The organism is Pseudoxanthomonas japonensis, assembly GCF_043632995.1.
GTDB lineage: Bacteria > Pseudomonadota > Gammaproteobacteria > Xanthomonadales > Xanthomonadaceae > Pseudoxanthomonas_A > Pseudoxanthomonas_A japonensis.
On sequence record NZ_CP171632.1, the window covers coordinates 3,138,684 to 3,154,819 of the forward strand.

Annotated in this window: 15 protein-coding genes and 1 pseudogene; 10 read left to right on the forward strand and 6 right to left on the reverse strand. The window is 68.2% G+C overall.

Annotated features, from left to right (window positions below):
* Positions 1-26: 26 nt before the first annotated feature.
* The 3 genes from ACGHX3_RS14765 to ubiH are packed head-to-tail and all read right to left on the reverse strand — an operon-like array spanning position 27 to position 3,594.
* Positions 27-1,145 carry a Gfo/Idh/MocA family protein gene (locus tag ACGHX3_RS14765; protein WP_394695434.1) on the reverse strand — a complete coding sequence of 373 codons (1,119 nt, stop codon included), beginning with the start codon at positions 1,143-1,145 and terminating at the stop codon, positions 27-29.
* Positions 1,146-1,201: 56 nt separating this feature from the next.
* Positions 1,202-2,389, reverse strand: a complete 1,188-nt coding sequence (locus ACGHX3_RS14770) for a UbiH/UbiF family hydroxylase (RefSeq protein WP_394695435.1) — start codon at positions 2,387-2,389, stop codon at positions 1,202-1,204.
* Positions 2,386-3,594, reverse strand: a complete 1,209-nt coding sequence (ubiH, locus tag ACGHX3_RS14775; protein WP_394695436.1) for a 2-octaprenyl-6-methoxyphenyl hydroxylase — start codon at positions 3,592-3,594, stop codon at positions 2,386-2,388. The genes ACGHX3_RS14770 and ubiH overlap by 4 nt, the downstream gene beginning before the upstream one ends.
* 97 nt (positions 3,595-3,691) lie before the next feature.
* Here ubiH and ACGHX3_RS14780 point away from each other — a divergent pair, with 97 nt between their 5' ends.
* From ACGHX3_RS14780 to ACGHX3_RS14825, 10 genes and pseudogenes are all read left to right on the forward strand, one after another.
* Positions 3,692-4,294 (forward strand): hypothetical protein, encoded by a 603-nt coding sequence (locus ACGHX3_RS14780; protein WP_394695437.1) that lies wholly within the window; start codon positions 3,692-3,694, stop codon positions 4,292-4,294.
* Between the two features lie 21 nt (positions 4,295-4,315).
* Entirely contained in the window at positions 4,316-4,873 is a 558-nt protein-coding gene (locus ACGHX3_RS14785; protein WP_162338561.1) for a cob(I)yrinic acid a,c-diamide adenosyltransferase, read from the forward strand.
* A 115-nt stretch (positions 4,874-4,988) separates the two neighbouring features.
* The gene (locus ACGHX3_RS14790; protein ID WP_394695438.1) at positions 4,989-5,897 is read left to right on the forward strand and encodes a histone deacetylase family protein; all 909 of its coding nucleotides are present in this window, start codon (positions 4,989-4,991) and stop codon (positions 5,895-5,897) included.
* A 127-nt stretch (positions 5,898-6,024) separates the two neighbouring features.
* Positions 6,025-8,493, forward strand: a complete 2,469-nt coding sequence (lptD, locus tag ACGHX3_RS14795; protein WP_394695439.1) for an LPS assembly protein LptD — start codon at positions 6,025-6,027, stop codon at positions 8,491-8,493.
* Complete coding sequence (locus ACGHX3_RS14800) at positions 8,490-9,818, forward strand: peptidylprolyl isomerase (protein ID WP_394695440.1); 1,329 nt, start codon at positions 8,490-8,492, stop codon at positions 9,816-9,818. Before lptD ends, ACGHX3_RS14800 begins: the two co-directional genes overlap by 4 nt.
* A 1-nt stretch (position 9,819) precedes the next feature.
* Positions 9,820-10,794 carry a 4-hydroxythreonine-4-phosphate dehydrogenase PdxA gene (gene pdxA / locus ACGHX3_RS14805; protein ID WP_394695441.1) on the forward strand — a complete coding sequence of 325 codons (975 nt, stop codon included), beginning with the start codon at positions 9,820-9,822 and terminating at the stop codon, positions 10,792-10,794.
* A gap of 46 nt (positions 10,795-10,840) precedes the next feature.
* Complete coding sequence (gene rsmA / locus ACGHX3_RS14810) at positions 10,841-11,629, forward strand: 16S rRNA (adenine(1518)-N(6)/adenine(1519)-N(6))-dimethyltransferase RsmA (protein ID WP_394695442.1); 789 nt, start codon at positions 10,841-10,843, stop codon at positions 11,627-11,629.
* 57 nt (positions 11,630-11,686) lie between these two features.
* Complete coding sequence (apaG, locus tag ACGHX3_RS14815; RefSeq protein WP_162338567.1) at positions 11,687-12,067, forward strand: Co2+/Mg2+ efflux protein ApaG; 381 nt, start codon at positions 11,687-11,689, stop codon at positions 12,065-12,067.
* A 10-nt stretch (positions 12,068-12,077) separates the two neighbouring features.
* A pseudogene (locus ACGHX3_RS14820) lies at positions 12,078-12,923 on the forward strand (symmetrical bis(5'-nucleosyl)-tetraphosphatase); the annotation flags it as partial.
* An 11-nt stretch (positions 12,924-12,934) separates the two neighbouring features.
* A complete protein-coding gene (locus tag ACGHX3_RS14825) occupies positions 12,935-13,600 on the forward strand; it encodes a DUF1287 domain-containing protein (protein WP_394695443.1) in 666 nt (221 codons plus the stop codon).
* A gap of 199 nt (positions 13,601-13,799) precedes the next feature.
* Here ACGHX3_RS14825 and ACGHX3_RS14830 read toward each other — a convergent pair whose 3' ends face one another.
* The 3 genes from ACGHX3_RS14830 to lgt are packed head-to-tail and all read right to left on the reverse strand — an operon-like array spanning position 13,800 to position 16,007.
* On the reverse strand, positions 13,800-14,294 hold the full coding sequence (locus ACGHX3_RS14830; protein ID WP_394695444.1) for a dihydrofolate reductase: 495 nt from the start codon (positions 14,292-14,294) through the stop codon (positions 13,800-13,802).
* A 5-nt stretch (positions 14,295-14,299) separates the two neighbouring features.
* Positions 14,300-15,094 (reverse strand): thymidylate synthase, encoded by a 795-nt coding sequence (locus ACGHX3_RS14835; RefSeq protein WP_394695445.1) that lies wholly within the window; start codon positions 15,092-15,094, stop codon positions 14,300-14,302.
* Between the two features lie 22 nt (positions 15,095-15,116).
* The gene (gene lgt, locus ACGHX3_RS14840) at positions 15,117-16,007 is read right to left on the reverse strand and encodes a prolipoprotein diacylglyceryl transferase (protein WP_394695446.1); all 891 of its coding nucleotides are present in this window, start codon (positions 16,005-16,007) and stop codon (positions 15,117-15,119) included.
* Between the last annotated feature and the right edge of the window lie 129 nt (positions 16,008-16,136).

Sequence of the window (16,136 nt, forward strand, 5' to 3'; positions counted from 1 at the left end):
CGCAGACCTGCCTGCACCAACCCGCCTCAGCCGATCTCCACGCGCGCTCCCCCATCACGCGCAGACGCGAAGATCGCATCCAGCACCCGCATGTCGCGCCAGCCTTCCTCGCCGGGAACGCGTGGCGGACGGTGCTCCAGGATGGCCAACGCATCGGCATCCATCTGCCGCGCCTGCTGTGCCGGCGTCGCGCCGATCGCCACGTCGAAACGGCGTCCGTCGCTGGCCTCGCCACGCACGCCCTCGTAGGCCTGGAACGGCGACAGTTCGTACCAGCCCTCCGCGCACTCCGCACGCAGCCGGTTCATGTTCTCGCCGAAACTGGTGGCGCAGTCCGCCGTGACGCCATCGGGGAACTCGAGACGGAACCGCATCGTCTCGTCGACACCCCGGAAGATCTCCGGCCGCTGTATCGACGATGTCGCCGTCACCGCAATGGGTTCCGTACCTGCGGTGTAGCGGGCCGCATTCAGCGCGTACACGCCCATGTCGTACATCGCACCACCGCCACGTGCGGGATCCAGCCGCCAGTTGTCGCCGCTGGCGCCGTCGAATCCGTGGAAGCCGGCCTCGGCACGGATGCGCTGCAGCGGCCCGAACGGCCGCGACGTCGCCAGCGCCATCACCGCCTGCGTATTCGGCTCGTGCTGCATGCGGTAGCCGATCGCCAGTTGCACGCGGTGCGCACGGCAGGCATCGATCATCGCGCGTGCCTCGCCCGCATCCATCGCCATCGGCTTCTCGCACCACACGTGCTTGCCGGCCGCCGCCGCGCGCAGGGTGAACGGCTTGTGCAGATGGTTGGGCAGCACGAGGTAGACGACGTCGATGTCGGGATTGTCGGCGATGCGGTCGAAGGCGGCATAGTCGTAGACGTTGCGGTCGGGAATCGCATGGCGCCGCTGCCATTCCTCTGCCTTGGCGGGCGTGCCGGTGACGATGCCGGCCAGCCGGCAGTGCTTCGTCATCTGCAGCGCGGGCGCCAGCAGGTCACGGCTGTAGTAACCGAGGCCGACCAGTGCGACGCCGAGCGGACGCCTGGTCCCGGCGCGAGCGAAAGGAACCGTGCCGGCCAGGCCGGCAGCGCCGAGCGCACCGAGGACGCGGCGGCGCGATGGATCGGGAAGGACGGGCGCGGCGCTCATCATGGACACCTCGGACGGGGGAACCGTGAGGCTACCGCATGCCGCGCGCGCATGCGTCAGCGGGCGCGTTGTCCCGCGGCGTGCCGCCAGAAGAAATCCACCAGCGGCGGCAGCTTGCCTGCCAGGCCCAGCAGCGGACCGCGCAGCAGGGTCAGGTGCATCTCGTCGGTGGAGAACAGCCGGTTGATGCCGTCGAAGGCGTAGGCGGCGGTCGCGTTCTCGCTGCGGCGCTGGCGTGCCCAGCGTTCGAGGCGATGCGGCGCGGCCCAGTCGGCACGCCGGCCCTGCGCGGCACGGATGCCGTCGCGCAGCGCGGCGACATCGCGCAAACCGAGATTGACGCCCTGCCCCGCCAGCGGATGCACGACATGCGCCGCATCGCCGGCGACGATGACGCGGCCGGCGACGTAGTCCTTCGCCAGCTGCCGCTTCAGCGGAAAAGCCGCGCGCGGCGAGGCCGCGTCCACCTGGCCGAGCTTGCCGCCCATGGCCAGCGTCAGTTCCCGGCCGAATGCGGCATCGTCCAGCGCCAGCACGCGCTGCGCTTCGTCATCCGGCAAGGTCCAGACGATGGAGCTGAGCCCGTCCGCGAACGGCAGGAAGGCCAAGGGTCCCGTCGGCAGGAAGCGCTGCCACGCGGTGTCTTCATGCGGCATGCCGGTACGGACGAACGCCACCACGCCACGCTGCGCGTACTCGTGCGCAGCGACGTCGAGGCCAGCGAGGCGGCGCAAAGTGGAATCGGCACCATCCGCCGCCACCGCCAATCGCGCATCGACGCGCGTACCGTCGTCCAAACGCAGCGTCACGCCAGCCTCGTCCTGCTCCATCGCCTCCACGCGTGCCGGGCAGCGCACCTGCACGCCGGCCGCCGGCAACGGGGCCCACAGCCGGTCGACCAGCAGCGCGTTCTCGACGATCCAGCCCAGTTGCGTTCGACCGAGCGTATCGGCATCGAACCGCAGTTCGTCGCCGCCGCCGGCATCCCACACCCGCATGCGCCGATAGGGCTGCGCGCACGCATCGCGCACGGCGCTCCACACGCCAGCCTCGTCGAGCAGCGCCGCGTTGTCCGGGGCAAACGCATAGACGCGCAGGTCCGGCTGTGCAGGCGACCAGCGTGGGGGCTCGCGGCCTTCGACCAGCACCACGTCGAGTCCTTCGCGCGCCAGCACCAGGGCGCAGGCAGCCCCCACCACGCCGCCGCCGACGACGGCGACATCGATCTGTCCACGCCGCTTCATGCGGCCTCCCCGCGGCACAACGCCGGTACATCGCCACGGAAGCCCATCGCACCGCCGACCAGGAACGACTGCAGCGAGGGCTGCGCATCCACGGCCGCCAGGCCCAGGCTCCGCAGCGGCTTCAACAGCGGCGACGGATTGGCGGTCAGGCGCGCCAGGCCGTCGGAGAACGCCAGCGTGCGTCCGCGATCCTCGCTACGGCGCGCGGCATAGGCAGCGAGGCTGTCCGCATCACCGGGATCGTCGCGATGGGCGATCTCCTCGGCCAGCGTCAGCGCATCGCGCAGGCCGAGGTTGAAGCCCTGCGCGCCGATCGGATGGATGGTCTGCGCGGCATTGCCCAGCACCACTGCGCGCTCGGCGACCAGCCGCTGCGCGACGACGCGGATGATCGGATACGCGCTGCGCTCGCCGCTGGCGGTCAGGCGGCCGATGCGCCAGCCGATGGCGTGCTGCAGACGTGCAAGCCAGGCCGCTTCGCCCAACGCGGCGACCGCATCGGCGTCTTCCCGCGCGACCCCGTGTACGACGCCCCAATGACGGTCACCGCGCGGCAGCAGGGCGGTCGGTCCGGTATCGCCGAAACGTTCGTACGCGGTGCCGTCCGGCGCCTGGGTGGCACGCACACGGGCGACGAACAGGGTCTGCCCGTAGTCGTGTTCGTCCACCCCGATGCCGAGCGCCCCGCGCACGGCGCTGCGGGTGCCGTCGGCCGCCACGACAAGGCGGGCCTGCAGCGTGCGCTCGCCATCGCCATCGGCGATCCGCAGCGCACGATGCCCTGCTTCGTCCTGCGCGAAGCCGACGAAGCGTGCCGGCCGATACCGGGTCAGTTGCGACAACCCATCCAGCCGCGCCTCCAGCGCCTCGCCGAAGTCCCGCGCCACCACCACCTGGCCGAACGCGTCGCGACCATAATCGCCGGCATCGAGTTTCACCCGGCCGAAGTCGCCCTGGCGGCTGATATGGATGCGCCGGATCGGCCCGGTGGGCGTGCGCAGCCGCTGCATCACGCCGAGCGACGTCAGCGCGTTGACCGTCGCCGCAGCGAAGCTGAGGTTGCGCTGGTCGAACACGGCGGGCATCTGGCCCGTCGGCGTGGCCTCGACCAGTCCCACATCCAGCCCTTGCCGGTCCAGGGCGATGGCCAGGCTGGCACCCACCAGCCCCCCGCCCACGATCACCACGTCATGCCGTTCTGTCATGCCGCCATGATAGCGCCCCGCCTCCGACGCCCCGTCCGTGGGCATGCGATGCACGGGCTCCGGTAGAATGCGGGGCTGAGTCTCCGGAACCGTGCCGATGAACACCACTGTCCAACGCGTCATTGTGCTGACGCTGATCGCCGCCCTGCTGGTGCTGACGCGCCTGCACCTGCCCACCACGTTCGGCCACATCGGCCCGTTGCCCGACGCCAGCTGGGCCGCGTTCTTCATCGGCGGCTACTACCTGCGCGGCTGGTCGCGCTGGGCGTTCCCGCTGTTCATGGCCGCCGCCGTCGCCGTGGACTACGTCGTGATCAGTGGCCAGGGCATCAACTTCTGGACGCATTACTGCGTCTCGCCGGCGTACTGGTTCCTGCTGCCTGCCTACGGCGCGATGTGGGCCGGTGGCGTCCTGCTGCGCCGCTACCAGACCGCGCACCATGGCCGCACGCTGGCGCTGCTGGTCGGCAGCCTGCTGGTGTCGGTCACCGTCTGCCACCTGCTGAGCCAGGGCAGCTTCTACTGGCTGAGTCCGGTGGTCAGCGAGCCCACCCTTGCCGGCTGGTGGAAGAACTTCAGCGACTGGTACGTGCCCTACCTGCGCGTGGCCGCGATCTACGTGGGCCTGGCCGTCATCGTGCACGTGGTGGTCGAGCAGGTCGTGCGCCTGGCCAAGCCGCACGGCCGCACGGCCGACTGACCGGACCGAACCGGCAAGCCGATGGGCAACCGTCTCTCGAAGATCTACACCCGCACCGGCGACGACGGCAGCACGGGGTTGGGCGATGGCACCCGCGTGGGCAAGGACTCCGCGCGCGTCACTGCCTACGGCACGGTGGACGAAGCCAATTCGGCGATCGGCGTGCTGCTGGCGGTCCCCAGCGTGCCGGACGACATCCGCGCCCTGCTGACCACGGTGCAACACCAGTTGTTCGACCTGGGCGGTGAGCTGTGCATCCCGGGCCATGCCGCGATCACCGGCGACGACGTGGATGCGCTGGAGCGGCAGCTGGACCATTACAACGACGACCTGCCGCCGCTGAAGGACTTCATCCTGCCGGCCGGCGGCGAAGCCGCTTCGCGCTGCCACCTGGCCCGCACCATCGTGCGCCGGGCAGAACGCGAGACCGTCACCCTGGCCCGCCACGATGCGGTGCGGCCGGAAGCGATCCGCTACCTCAACCGCCTCTCCGACCTGTTGTTCGTGCTGGCCCGCGTGCTGGCCCGTGCCGACGGCCAGGGCGAGGTGCTGTGGAAGCACGAGCGCCGGCACTCCTGAGGCCGGGCGTATCCCTCCAAGGTCGGATGCCGGCCCGGCCGGTGTGGCGCATAGAATGGAACCGGACATCCAACGGGAGAGGCGGTTCCCGCCCTGACGGGGCAACGCCGGCACCTTGATCATCTATACCCACCCCGCCTGCCTGCTGCACGACCCCGGTCCCGAGCACCCGGAGCGTCCTGCGCGGCTGGAAGTCGTGCTCGAGGCCCTGCGCGAACATCACGCCGACGCGGACTGGCGCGAGGCGCCCATCGTGAAGCTGGGCGATCTGCGCCGCGTGCACGACGACGCCCTGGTGCACGACGTACTGGAAGCCGACATCGCCGGCTACCGCATGCTCGATCCGGACACGGTGATTTGCCCGGCCTCGCGCGCTGCGGCGCTGCGGGCCGCCGGCGCCGGCGTGGCCGCGGTGGATGCCGTGATGGACGGCGACGACCGGACGGCGTTCTGCGCCGTCCGCCCGCCGGGCCACCACGCGACCGGCACGGCGGCGATGGGGTTCTGCCTGTTCAACAACATCGCCGTGGCCGCAGCATATGCCTGCGACAAGCACGGGCTGGAGCGGGTGGCGGTGATCGATTTCGACGTCCACCACGGCAACGGCACCCAGGCCATCTTCTACAACGACCCGCGCGTGGCCTATTTCAGCAGTCACGAGTCCGGCATCTACCCGCACAGCGGCGCGCCGTACGAGCGCGGCGCGGGCAACATCTTCAACGCCCTGCTGCCACCGGGCAGCGGCGGCTTCCGCTTCCAGAACACCTGGGCCGACGAACTGCTGCCGGCCCTGGACGACTTCAAGCCCCAGTTGGTGCTCATTTCGGCCGGGTTCGACGCCCACATGCGCGACCCGCTGGCGGACCTGATGCTGGAGACCGAAGACTTCGGCTGGATCACCCGGCAGCTGCGCGACGTCGCCAACCGGCACGCCGGCGGGCGCCTGGTCTCGATGCTTGAGGGCGGCTACGACCTGGAGGCCCTGCGGGACTGCGCCAAGGTCCACGTGGACGAGCTGCGCTGACAGCAGACCACCCGCTCGCCCGGTCGCTGAACCTCCCCCGACATCGCCCGGAGGCCTTCATTGCCCGCATGCATGGGATACGGCAAGCTAACGGCCGTTTTTCGTCCGACAGCGAGCCCAGCACCGCGTGCGCACCGCCCTCCGCCTGCTCCCGTTGCCCTTCAGCATCGCCCTGTGCCTGCCGGCACTCGCCGACGATGAGAAGCCTGAAAGCTGGGCGCTCTGCCCGATCCAGGACGTCATCCCGGCCTTCGGTGGCGCCCCGCAACCCGTGGCATCCGGCACCCCGCAGGCGACCCGCGAGCAGCGCGCCGAACAGTCGACCTCCATCGAGGGCGACAGCCTGGGCGGCACGGAGTCCAACCTCGAGTACCAGGGCAACGTGGCCCTGAGCCGCGGCGACCAGTTCCTGGGCGCCGACAACCTGAAGTACGACCAGGAAAAGGACACCTACGTCGCCGACGGCCACATCCGCTACCAGGACACCGGCATCCGCCTGGTGGCCGACACGGCGCGTGGCAACCAGGAAACCGATACCCACCAGATCGACAACGTCCGCTACCAGCTGGTGTCGCGCCGCGGCAACGGCGGCGCAGACCGCATCGACATGAAGGGGCCGGAAGGCAGCCTGCTGCATTCGACCTATTCGACCTGCGACCCCGAGGACCGGCGCTGGGACCTGCGCGCCCGGCGCATCGACATCAGTACCGACGACGGCTGGGGCGTGGCGCGCGGGGCGACGATCCGGCTGGGCAAGGTGCCCGTACTGTACGTGCCGTACCTGAAGTTCCCCATCGACGACCAGCGCCACACCGGCCTGCTGTATCCGGCGATCGGCCTGTCGGGTCGCAACGGCTTCGACTGGAAGCAGCCCATCTACCTGAACCTGGCGCCGAACTATGACGCCACGCTCGAGCCCCGCTACATGAGCGAGCGCGGCTTCCAGCTGGGCGCCGAGTTCCGCTACCTTTACGAAAAAGGACGCGGCGAGATCCAGGGCACCTGGATGAACAAGGACGACCTGGTCCGCGACCGTATGCGCGAGTCGACCTACGACCCGGAGAATCCGAACAATCCGGATCCGGACGACGGACGCGGCTTCTTCTCGTATGTCGGTTCCCACCGGTTCAACCGGAACTGGCAGGCGCGCGCGAACCTGACCTGGCTCAGCGACGCCCGCTACCAGGAAGACTTCGGCAACTCGCTTTATGGCCAGTCGTTCTCGTCCGTGACGAGCACTGCAGGCGTCTACGGCGCGGGCGAGTTCTGGACCGCCGGGCTGATGGCCGACCACTGGCAGCTGTCCGACTACCTCAGCAGTGAAGCGTCGCTCCCCTACGACCGTCTGCCGCGCGCCTACCTCAACTGGAGCCAGCCGCTGAGCCGCTGGATCAACGTCGGCGGCCACGTGGAAGCGGTCCGTTTCCAGCACGATGCGAAGGATGGCGGCAGCCGACTCGACATCAAGCCGACCGTGTCGTTCCCGATCCAGGGCGCCTCCTGGTACATCACGCCCACCCTGGCGTACCGGCACACCGAGTACCGGCTGGACGCGGACCTCGCGCGGGACACCGCGATCCGACAGGCGCGGGCGGCCTATGGTGTCCCTGCCAACCAGGTGACGCCGGCGATGATCGCCGAGTTCTACGACCGCTCGCCCAGCCGCAGCCTGCCGATCGGCTCGCTGGATGCCGGCGTGTATTTCGACCGCGAGACCGAGATCAAGGGCGACCGCTTCCTGCAGACGCTGGAACCGCGGCTGTTCTACCTCAATGCGCCGTACCGTGAGCAGGACGGCATTCCGATCTTCGACACCCGTCCGTTCAACTTCAGCTACGGCCAGCTGTTCCGCGACAACCGCTACACGGGTCCCGACCGCCAGGCCGATGCCAACCAGTTGACGCTGGCCCTGACCACGCGCCTGCTGCGACAGAAGGACGGCTTCGAGCGTCTGTCGGCGAGCATCGGCCAGATCCGCTATTTCGACGACAGTCTGGTCACGTACTCTTCTGCGGAAGTGCCGCTTGAACGGGGCAAGTCGGCGTGGGTGGTGGACGCCAACTACGCGCCGACCGACCGCTGGACCATCGGCGCGTCCTACCAGTGGGACCCGAAGTTCCGCCGGGAGGATCTGGCCAGCGTGCGCGCACGCTACCTGCTGCCCGACGATGGCGTGGTCAACCTCACCTACCGCCGCCGCCGCGACCTGCTGGAGCAGGCCGACTTCTCGTTCCTGTATCCGGTCACGCCCGCTTGGAGCGTGGTCGGCCGCTACTACCATTCGTTCTACCGCGACGCCGCCACCAACCAGGAGCCTGGCCTGCTGGAAGGCGTCGCCGGCGTGCAATGGGACAGCTGCTGTCTCGCCGTGCGCGCACTGGTACGCCGCTATGTGCGCAACCGCGAGGGCGAAATGAACACGGGCTTCCAGCTCGAGTTCGTCCTCAAGGGCCTGGGCTCGGCCGGCCAGGACACGGACCGGACCCTGCGCCGTGCTATCCTCGGTTACTACCGAGACGACCTCTATCTCGTCCCACCGAGCAATATCGCGCCGCGTCCGGACGACACCACCTACGCTCCGGATCCGATGCCATGACCAAGCCGTTTTCCCGCCTCCTGATCGCCGGCCTGCTGACCCTGTCGACGGTCGCCGCGCCCGTGACGGCGCAGACCCTGCAGCCGCTGGACCGCATCGCCGCCGTCGTCAACGAAGACGTGGTGCTGCAGAGCGAGCTCGACCGCGCCGTGCAGAACGTGCTGACCCAGTACGCCAACCAGCCGGGCCAGCTGCCGCCGCGCGCGGTGCTGGAACGCCAGGTGCTCGAGCGCCTGGTGCTGGTCAAGCTGCAGGTTGCACGTGCCGCGGAAACCGGCGTACGCGTCAACGACGCCGACCTCAACAACGCGGTCAATGCCGTGGCCCAGCAGAACGGCACCACCCCGGACGGCCTGCGCCAGCGGCTGGAAGCCGACGGCATGTCGTTCCCCGAGTTCCGCAATTCGCTGCGCGACGAAATCACCATTCAGCGCCTCAAGCAGGGCTTTGCGCAGACCCGCGTGAACGTCAGCGAGGGCGAAGTCGATGCCGCGCTCGCCGCGCAGGCCGCCAGCGGCACCCAGTACCGCCTGGCCCACATCCTGGTCGCGCTGCCCGACGGCGCCAGCGCCGAGCAGATCAGCACGGGCCAGGGCAAGATCGACGGCGTCAAGGCGCTGGTTGACAAGGGAGAGCTCGACTTCTCCGCTGCCGCCGTGCGCTACTCCGACAGCCCCAACGCGCTGGAAGGTGGCGACCTCGGCTGGCGTAGCGTCGATGAAATCCCGACCGCCTTCGTCGAGATGCTGAAGGGCATGAGCCCGGGCCAGGTCGTCGGCCCGCTGCGCGGCCCCAGCGGCTTCCAGTTGCTGAAGCTGGTGGAGACGCGCGACGCAGCGCAGGCCGAGAAGCGTTCGGTCGAGGAATACAACGCGCGCCACATTCTTGTGCGCGTCACCGACACCCAGGATGCGGCCGCCGCGAAGGCGAAGATCGACACCCTGCGCGCGCGTATCGCCGGCGGCGCCGATTTCGTCGCCGTGGCCAAGGAATCCACCGAGGACGCGAACAGCCGCGACGACGGCGGCGACCTGGGCTGGTTCCCGGCCGACGCCTTCGGTCCCGCATTCGGCAAGGAAGTCACCGGCCTGCAGGATGGCCAGGTGAGCGCACCGTTCCGCACCGATGCCGGCTGGCACATCGTGCAGCGTGTCGGCAGCCGCCAGACGGACGTGACCGACCAGAACCGTCGTGCCCAGGTGCGCGACACCATCGGCCGCCGCAAGGCGGAAGACGAATACAACCGCTACCTGCAGGAGCTGCGTGGCGAAGCCTACGTCAGCTTCCGCACCGGCGACCGCGCCGAGACCACGCCGGGCGGCTGACATGACGCCCCGGCTGGCGCTGGTTCCGGGCGAGCCTGGCGGCATCGGACCGGAGCTCTGCGTGCGGTTGGCGCAGCAGCGCCGCCAGGACTGCACCCTGCTCGCCTTCGGCGACGCCGCCACGCTCGCCGCCGCCGCGGACGCACTCGGCCTTCCACTCCGCTTGCTCGTTGAACAGGAGGTCGCCTCGCAGCCAGGCGATCTGCGCCTTCGGCCCGTGCCCAATGCGGCACCCAACGCCTTCGGCAAGACCGACCCGCGCAACGCACGCGCGGTCATCGATGCACTGACACTGGCGGCCGATGCTTGCCTGCGCGGCGAACTCGATGGTCTGGTTACCGGCCCGGTGCACAAGGCCGCGATCAATGCCGGCGGCATCGCCTACAGCGGCACCACCGAGCTGCTCGCCGAGCATGCCAGCCGGCCGGTAGTGATGATGCTGGCGAACGACATCGTGCGCGTCGCGCTGGCGACCACCCACCTGCCACTGCGCGACGTGCCTGACGCGATCACCCATGCAGCGCTGGCGCAGGTGCTGCGCATCACCCACGCCGCGCTGCGCCGCGACTTCGGCATCGCCGATCCCGTCATCGCCGTGCTCGGCCTCAATCCGCATGCAGGCGAAGCCGGGCTTCTGGGGCGCGAGGAGATCGAGGTCATCGAACCGCTGCTGCACGCGCTGCGCGCCGACGGCATGCGCCTGGAAGGATCGCTGCCCGCCGATACCGCCTTCCTGCCGCAGAAGCTGTGCGGTTTCGATGCGGTGGTCGCGATGTACCACGACCAGGGCCTGCCGGTGCTGAAGTACAGCGGCTTCGAGCAGGCCGTGAACCTGACCCTGGGCCTGCCCTATCCGCGCGTGGCGGTCGACCACGGCACCGCGCTCGACCTGGCCGGCAAGGGCGTCGCGGACCCGTCCAGCCTGTTCGCCGCCGTCGCCACCTGCGCGCGCATGGCAGCCCAGCGCACGGGCTGACCGCCGCTCGCCGGCGGAAGATGCGACCTTCCCGCATAATTCCCGCATGTCGCATTTCAAGGCTCCTCCCAAGAAGTCCCTCGGCCAGCACTTCCTGACCGACCGCAGCTACATCGACAAGATCGTGATGGCGGTGAACCCGCAGCCCGGCGACCGGCTAGTGGAGATCGGGCCGGGCCAGGGCGCGATCACCTTCCCACTGCTCCGCAAGCACGGCGAGCTGACCGCGATCGAATTCGACCGCGACCTGATCACGCCGCTGATGGAAGCCTCGGAAGGCGTCGGCCGGCTCACCATCATCCACAAGAACGTGCTGGACGTGGACTTCGGCAAGCTCGCCGGCGACGGGAAGATCCGGCTCGTCGGCAACCTGCCCTACAACCTGTCCTCGCCGATCCTGTTCCATGCCATCGAACACGCCGCATCGATCCACGACATGGTCTTCATGCTGCAGAAAGAGGTGGTGGACCGCATGGCTGCCGAGCCGGGCAGCAAGGTCTACGGCCGGCTCAGCGTGATGCTGCAGGCCTACTGCAGCGTCGACTCGCTGTTCGTCGTGCCGCCGGGCGCTTTCCGCCCCCCGCCGAAAGTGGACTCCGCCGTTGCGCGCCTGGTGCCGCGCGACGCGTCGGCCATCGGCATCGCCGACCATCGCCGCTTCGAAGAGGTCGTGCGGGCCGCCTTTGGCCAGCGTCGCAAGACCCTGCGCAACGCGCTAGGCGGCACCTGTTCGAGCGAACAGATCGAAGCCGCCGGCCTGCGTCCCGATGCGCGTGCCGAACAGATCGAGGTCGAGGGCTTCGTCCGCCTCGCCAACCTGCCTGCGGAAGGCTGATCGCGCTGCATCACCGCCTTGTTTCCGCTTTTACACGCCATTGCATACACTTCCCGCATGGATTCCCCCGACTACGCCATCGACGTCGATGTCGCCACGCGCTTCCTGGACGACCAGTCCACGCCCGAGGACGGGCGTTACGTGTTCGCGTACACCATCCATATCCGCAATCGTGGCCGCGTGCCCGCGCAGCTGCTGCGCCGCCACTGGGTCATCACGGATGCGAACGGCAAGGTGGAAACGGTCGAGGGCGAAGGCGTCGTCGGCGAGCAGCCCTGGCTGAGGCCGGGCGAGGATTTCCGCTACACCTCCGGCGCCATCCTCGAGACCTCACTGGGCACCATGCAGGGAAGCTACGACATGCTGGCCGACGACGGTACCCGTTTCGACGCTCCCATCGCGCAGTTCACCCTGTCCGTCCCGCGGACGCTGCACTGAGTCCGCCGCGATGACGGTATGGGCCATCGGCGACCTGCAGGGCTGCTACGACGCCACGCAGCGGCTGCTCGAGAAGATCCGCTTCGATCCCGCGCAGGACCGCCTGTGGTTCTGCGGCGACCTGGTCAACCGCGGCGGGCAGTCGCTGGAGACGCTGCGGCTGGTGCATTCGCTGCGCGACCACAGCACGACGGTGCTCGGCAACCATGACCTGTCGTTGCTCGCCATCGGCGAACGCTCGCCGGATGAGCAACGCAAGGTCAATCCCGACCTGCAGCGTGTGGTGCTGGCGGACGACGCCCGCGTGCTGCTGGACTGGCTGCGCATGCAGAAGCTGGTGCACGTGGACCGCGAGCTCGGCTGGATGATGGTGCATGCCGGCCTTGCGCCGAAGTGGACCACGGCATTGGCCGAAAAGCATGCGCGTGAGGTGGAGCAGCAGCTGCACGGCAACGCCTACCGCAAGCTGTTCCGCAACATGTACGGCGACAAGCCGAACTGGGCGCCGCACCTGTCCGGTTACGATCGCGCACGCGCCATCATCAACGTGCTCACGCGGATGCGTTATTGCACGCCACGCGGACGAATGGCGATCGAGGAGAAAGGCGCGCCGGGCCGGCAGGCGCAGGGCCTGTATCCTTGGTACGAAGTGCCGGGCCGCGCCGAGCGCGACCTCAAGATCGTCTGCGGCCACTGGTCCACGCTGGGCCTGATGATCGGCCATGGCGTGCACGCGATCGATACCGGCGCGGTGTGGGGCGGCAAGCTCACCGCATTGCAACTGGATACCGACGACATCCGGCTGGTGCAGGTGCCCGGCCGCGACGTGCCACCTCCGCCCAAGGGCGAACTGCCGAAGGACTGAGCATGCGGCGGGCGCGGCTTTCGACGCTGTGCCTGATGCTGCTGGTACTCGCGGCCTGCCGTGACGAAACGCCGGCCGCCGTCGATACCGCGCCGCCGTCCGCTGCCACGCCGGATGCGCCTCCTACCATCTCGCCCCCGCTGGTCGCCGCGGCACGTGCGCAGGTCGGCGTGGTGCGCCTGTATGACCCTAGCTACTTCAGCCTGTCGTACCCCGGCGGCGATGTGCCGTCCGATCGCGGCGTCTGTACGGATGTGGTCATACGCGCGTTGCGCACACAGGGACTCGACCTGCAGCAGGCGATCCACGACGACATGCGTCTCCACTTCGATGGATACCCGAAGCTGTGGGGGCTGTCCCGACCCGATCGCAACATCGACCACCGTCGCGTGCCCAACCAGATGCGTTGGTTCGAACGCAACGGATGGCATCAGAGCATCGGCTCTTCAGCGGACGATTTCTCGCCCGGCGACATCGTGGCGTGGAAACTCACCGGCAGCGGCCTGCTGCATATCGGCATCGTGTCGGACCGCCGCAGCCACGACGGCACGCCACTGATCCTGCACAACATCAACGCCGGCACGCAGGAAGACGACCTTCTGTTCCGCCACGCCATCATCGGCCATTACCGGCAGCCTGCGGCCGTCGACCAAATCGCATTGCCGTAGCGCGAGCCGCTCGACGCCGCGCATCCCCCAGATGCGGAAAGTGCGGGAGTTCATATCGTCATTCCGGCGAAAGCCGGAATCCATTGTGCTTCCGCTCGCACTGATTCGACTGCAAGCAAAGTGGATTCCGACCTTGTCAGGCTTGTCGTTGAGGGCTGCCGGAATGACACGCCCACGTTCGTCTGCGCATCGCGCGCTGTCAGAGACGCCTGTACTCGACAAAGTCAAAGCACAGCGCATGCTTCGCATCTACCGGATGCACTTCGCGCGAGACTTCGCGCCAGTCCACGGGATCGAACGGCGGAAAGAACGCATGCGCGTCGTCCACCACGGTATCGACCTCGGTCAGGTGCAGCACATCGGCGCGGTCCAGCGTCAACGCATAGACCTCGCCACCGCCTATCACACAGAGTTCGTCGGCACCCTGTTCCGTCGCGATCCGGATCGCCTCGTCGACCGACGCCACCGCCTGCATGCCTTCGAACGGCACGCGACCGCTGCGGGTCAGCACCAGGTTCAACCGTCCGGGCAATGCGCGGCCAAGCGACTCGGCGGTCTTGCGACCCATCAGCACCGGCTTCCCCAGCGTCAGCGCCTTGAAGCGCTTAAGGTCGTCAGGCAGACGCCACGGAAGATCGTTGTCGCGGCCGATGGCGTGGTGGCGATCGAGCGCCGCGATCAGCGAGACGCGCACAGGACCTAGACCGCCACCGGCGCCTTGATCGCCGGATGCGGGTCGTAGCCGTGGATCTCGATATCGTCGAAGGTGAAGCCGAACAGATCGGTGACGTCGGGATTGAGGTGCAGCTTCGGCAGCGCACGCGGTTCGCGCGACAATTGCTCGCGCGCCTGGTCGTAGTGATTCGAATACAGGTGCGCATCCCCCAGCGTGTGCACGAAATCGCCCACGCCGAGACCCGTCGCCTGCGCCACCATGTGCGTCAGCAACGCGTAGCTGGCGATGTTGAACGGCACGCCCAGGAAGATGTCGCCGCTGCGCTGGTACAGCTGGCAGCTGAGCTTGCCGTCGACCACGTAGAACTGGAACAGCGAATGGCACGGCATCAACGCCATCTTCGGCAGCTCGGCCACGTTCCAGGCGCTGATCACCAGGCGACGCGAATCGGGATTGCGCTTGATCTCGTCCACCAGCCACTGCATCTGGTCAATGGTCTGGCCGTCCGCACCTTCCCAGCTGCGCCACTGCTTGCCGTACACGGGACCCAGCTCGCCGCTCTCGTCTGCCCACTCGTCCCAGATGCTGACCTTGTTGTCCTTCAGGTAGGCGATGTTGGTCTCGCCTTTCAGGAACCACAGCAGCTCATGGATGATCGAGCGCAGGTGCAGCTTCTTGGTGGTGACCAGCGGGAAGCCTTCGTTGAGGTCGAAGCGCATCTGCCAGCCGAACACGCTGCGCGTGCCGGTGCCGGTGCGGTCGGACTTCTCGGCGCCCTGCTCCAGTACGTGGCGCAACAGGTCGAGGTATTGCTTCATGCTTCGCCTCCGGCGAACGGCTTCATACGGTCTTCTCCTTGCCGTCGTTGGGCACAGGCACCACCGGCTGCAGCGTCGGCGCGCGGCGCGACAGCCACAGCAGGTACAGGCCCAGCAGCACCAGCGGTACGCTGAGGATCTGGCCCTTGGTCAGCCAGCCGAATGCGACGTACATGCCCTCGTCCGGCACGCGCACGAACTCGACGATGAAACGGAACACGCCATACATCAGCGCGAACAGGCCGGAGACGAGATAACGCGGCTGGGGCTTGCGCGAGACCGTCCACAGCACGACGAACATCACCAGCCCTTCGAGGAAGGCCTGGTAGAGCTGTGAAGGATGACGGGCGAACGGGTCCAGTGCGCCAGCCGCATACTGCGCTTGAAGCTGCAGTGCATCCAGGTGGCGTAGCGCAGGGTCGGTCGGAAAGATCACGCCCCAGTCGCTGTGCGTCTGCTTGCCCCACAACTCCGCACCGATGAAGTTGCCGAGACGGCCGAAGCCCAGGCCCGGCGGCACCAGCGGCGCCACGAAGTCCATCGTGTCGAAGAAATGCAGCCGGTGCTTGCGCGACCACCACAGCGCCGCGGCCATCACGCCGAGTAGGCCGCCATGGAAGCTCATGCCGCCTTCCCACACCTTGAAGATCGACAGCGGGTTGTCGAGGAAGGTACCGAAGCCGTAGAACAGCACGTAGCCGATGCGACCACCCAGCACCACGCCGAGCATGGCGTAGAACAACAGGTCGGAGAACGCATCCGCGTTGACGCCGGGCAAGCGTCCCTGCGACGCGCGCAGGCGGCCCAGCCACCAGGCCGTGATGAACGCAAGCAGATACATCAGGCCGTACCAGTGCAGCTTGACCGGTCCCAGCGAAAAGATGATCGGATCGATCTGGTGGAGGTAGATCATGCGCCTCGGCGTGGCCGGTGGGGATGGGCTATTTTGCCCCAGCCGGTCCGCGCGTGGATGACTGGCGATCTCGTAGCGCCCGACTCGCCTGGCTGGGCAGGTATTCGGAGCCAAGGCAGCGGAGCAAGC

Coding starts and splice junctions, on each gene's coding strand:
- ACGHX3_RS14770 (WP_394695435.1), bottom strand. CDS start 2,389: ATGAAGCGGCGTGGACAGATCGATGTCGCCGTCGTCGGCGGCGGCGTG.
- ubiH (WP_394695436.1), bottom strand. CDS start 3,594: ATGACAGAACGGCATGACGTGGTGATCGTGGGCGGGGGGCTGGTGGGT.
- ACGHX3_RS14835 (WP_394695445.1), bottom strand. CDS start 15,094: ATGAAGCAATACCTCGACCTGTTGCGCCACGTACTGGAGCAGGGCGCC.
- ACGHX3_RS14765 (WP_394695434.1), bottom strand. CDS start 1,145: ATGAGCGCCGCGCCCGTCCTTCCCGATCCATCGCGCCGCCGCGTCCTC.
- ACGHX3_RS14780 (WP_394695437.1), top strand. CDS start 3,692: ATGAACACCACTGTCCAACGCGTCATTGTGCTGACGCTGATCGCCGCC.
- ACGHX3_RS14825 (WP_394695443.1), top strand. CDS start 12,935: ATGCGGCGGGCGCGGCTTTCGACGCTGTGCCTGATGCTGCTGGTACTC.
- ACGHX3_RS14785 (WP_162338561.1), top strand. CDS start 4,316: ATGGGCAACCGTCTCTCGAAGATCTACACCCGCACCGGCGACGACGGC.
- rsmA (WP_394695442.1), top strand. CDS start 10,841: ATGTCGCATTTCAAGGCTCCTCCCAAGAAGTCCCTCGGCCAGCACTTC.
- pdxA (WP_394695441.1), top strand. CDS start 9,820: ATGACGCCCCGGCTGGCGCTGGTTCCGGGCGAGCCTGGCGGCATCGGA.
- ACGHX3_RS14800 (WP_394695440.1), top strand. CDS start 8,490: ATGACCAAGCCGTTTTCCCGCCTCCTGATCGCCGGCCTGCTGACCCTG.
- apaG (WP_162338567.1), top strand. CDS start 11,687: ATGGATTCCCCCGACTACGCCATCGACGTCGATGTCGCCACGCGCTTC.
- lgt (WP_394695446.1), bottom strand. CDS start 16,007: ATGATCTACCTCCACCAGATCGATCCGATCATCTTTTCGCTGGGACCG.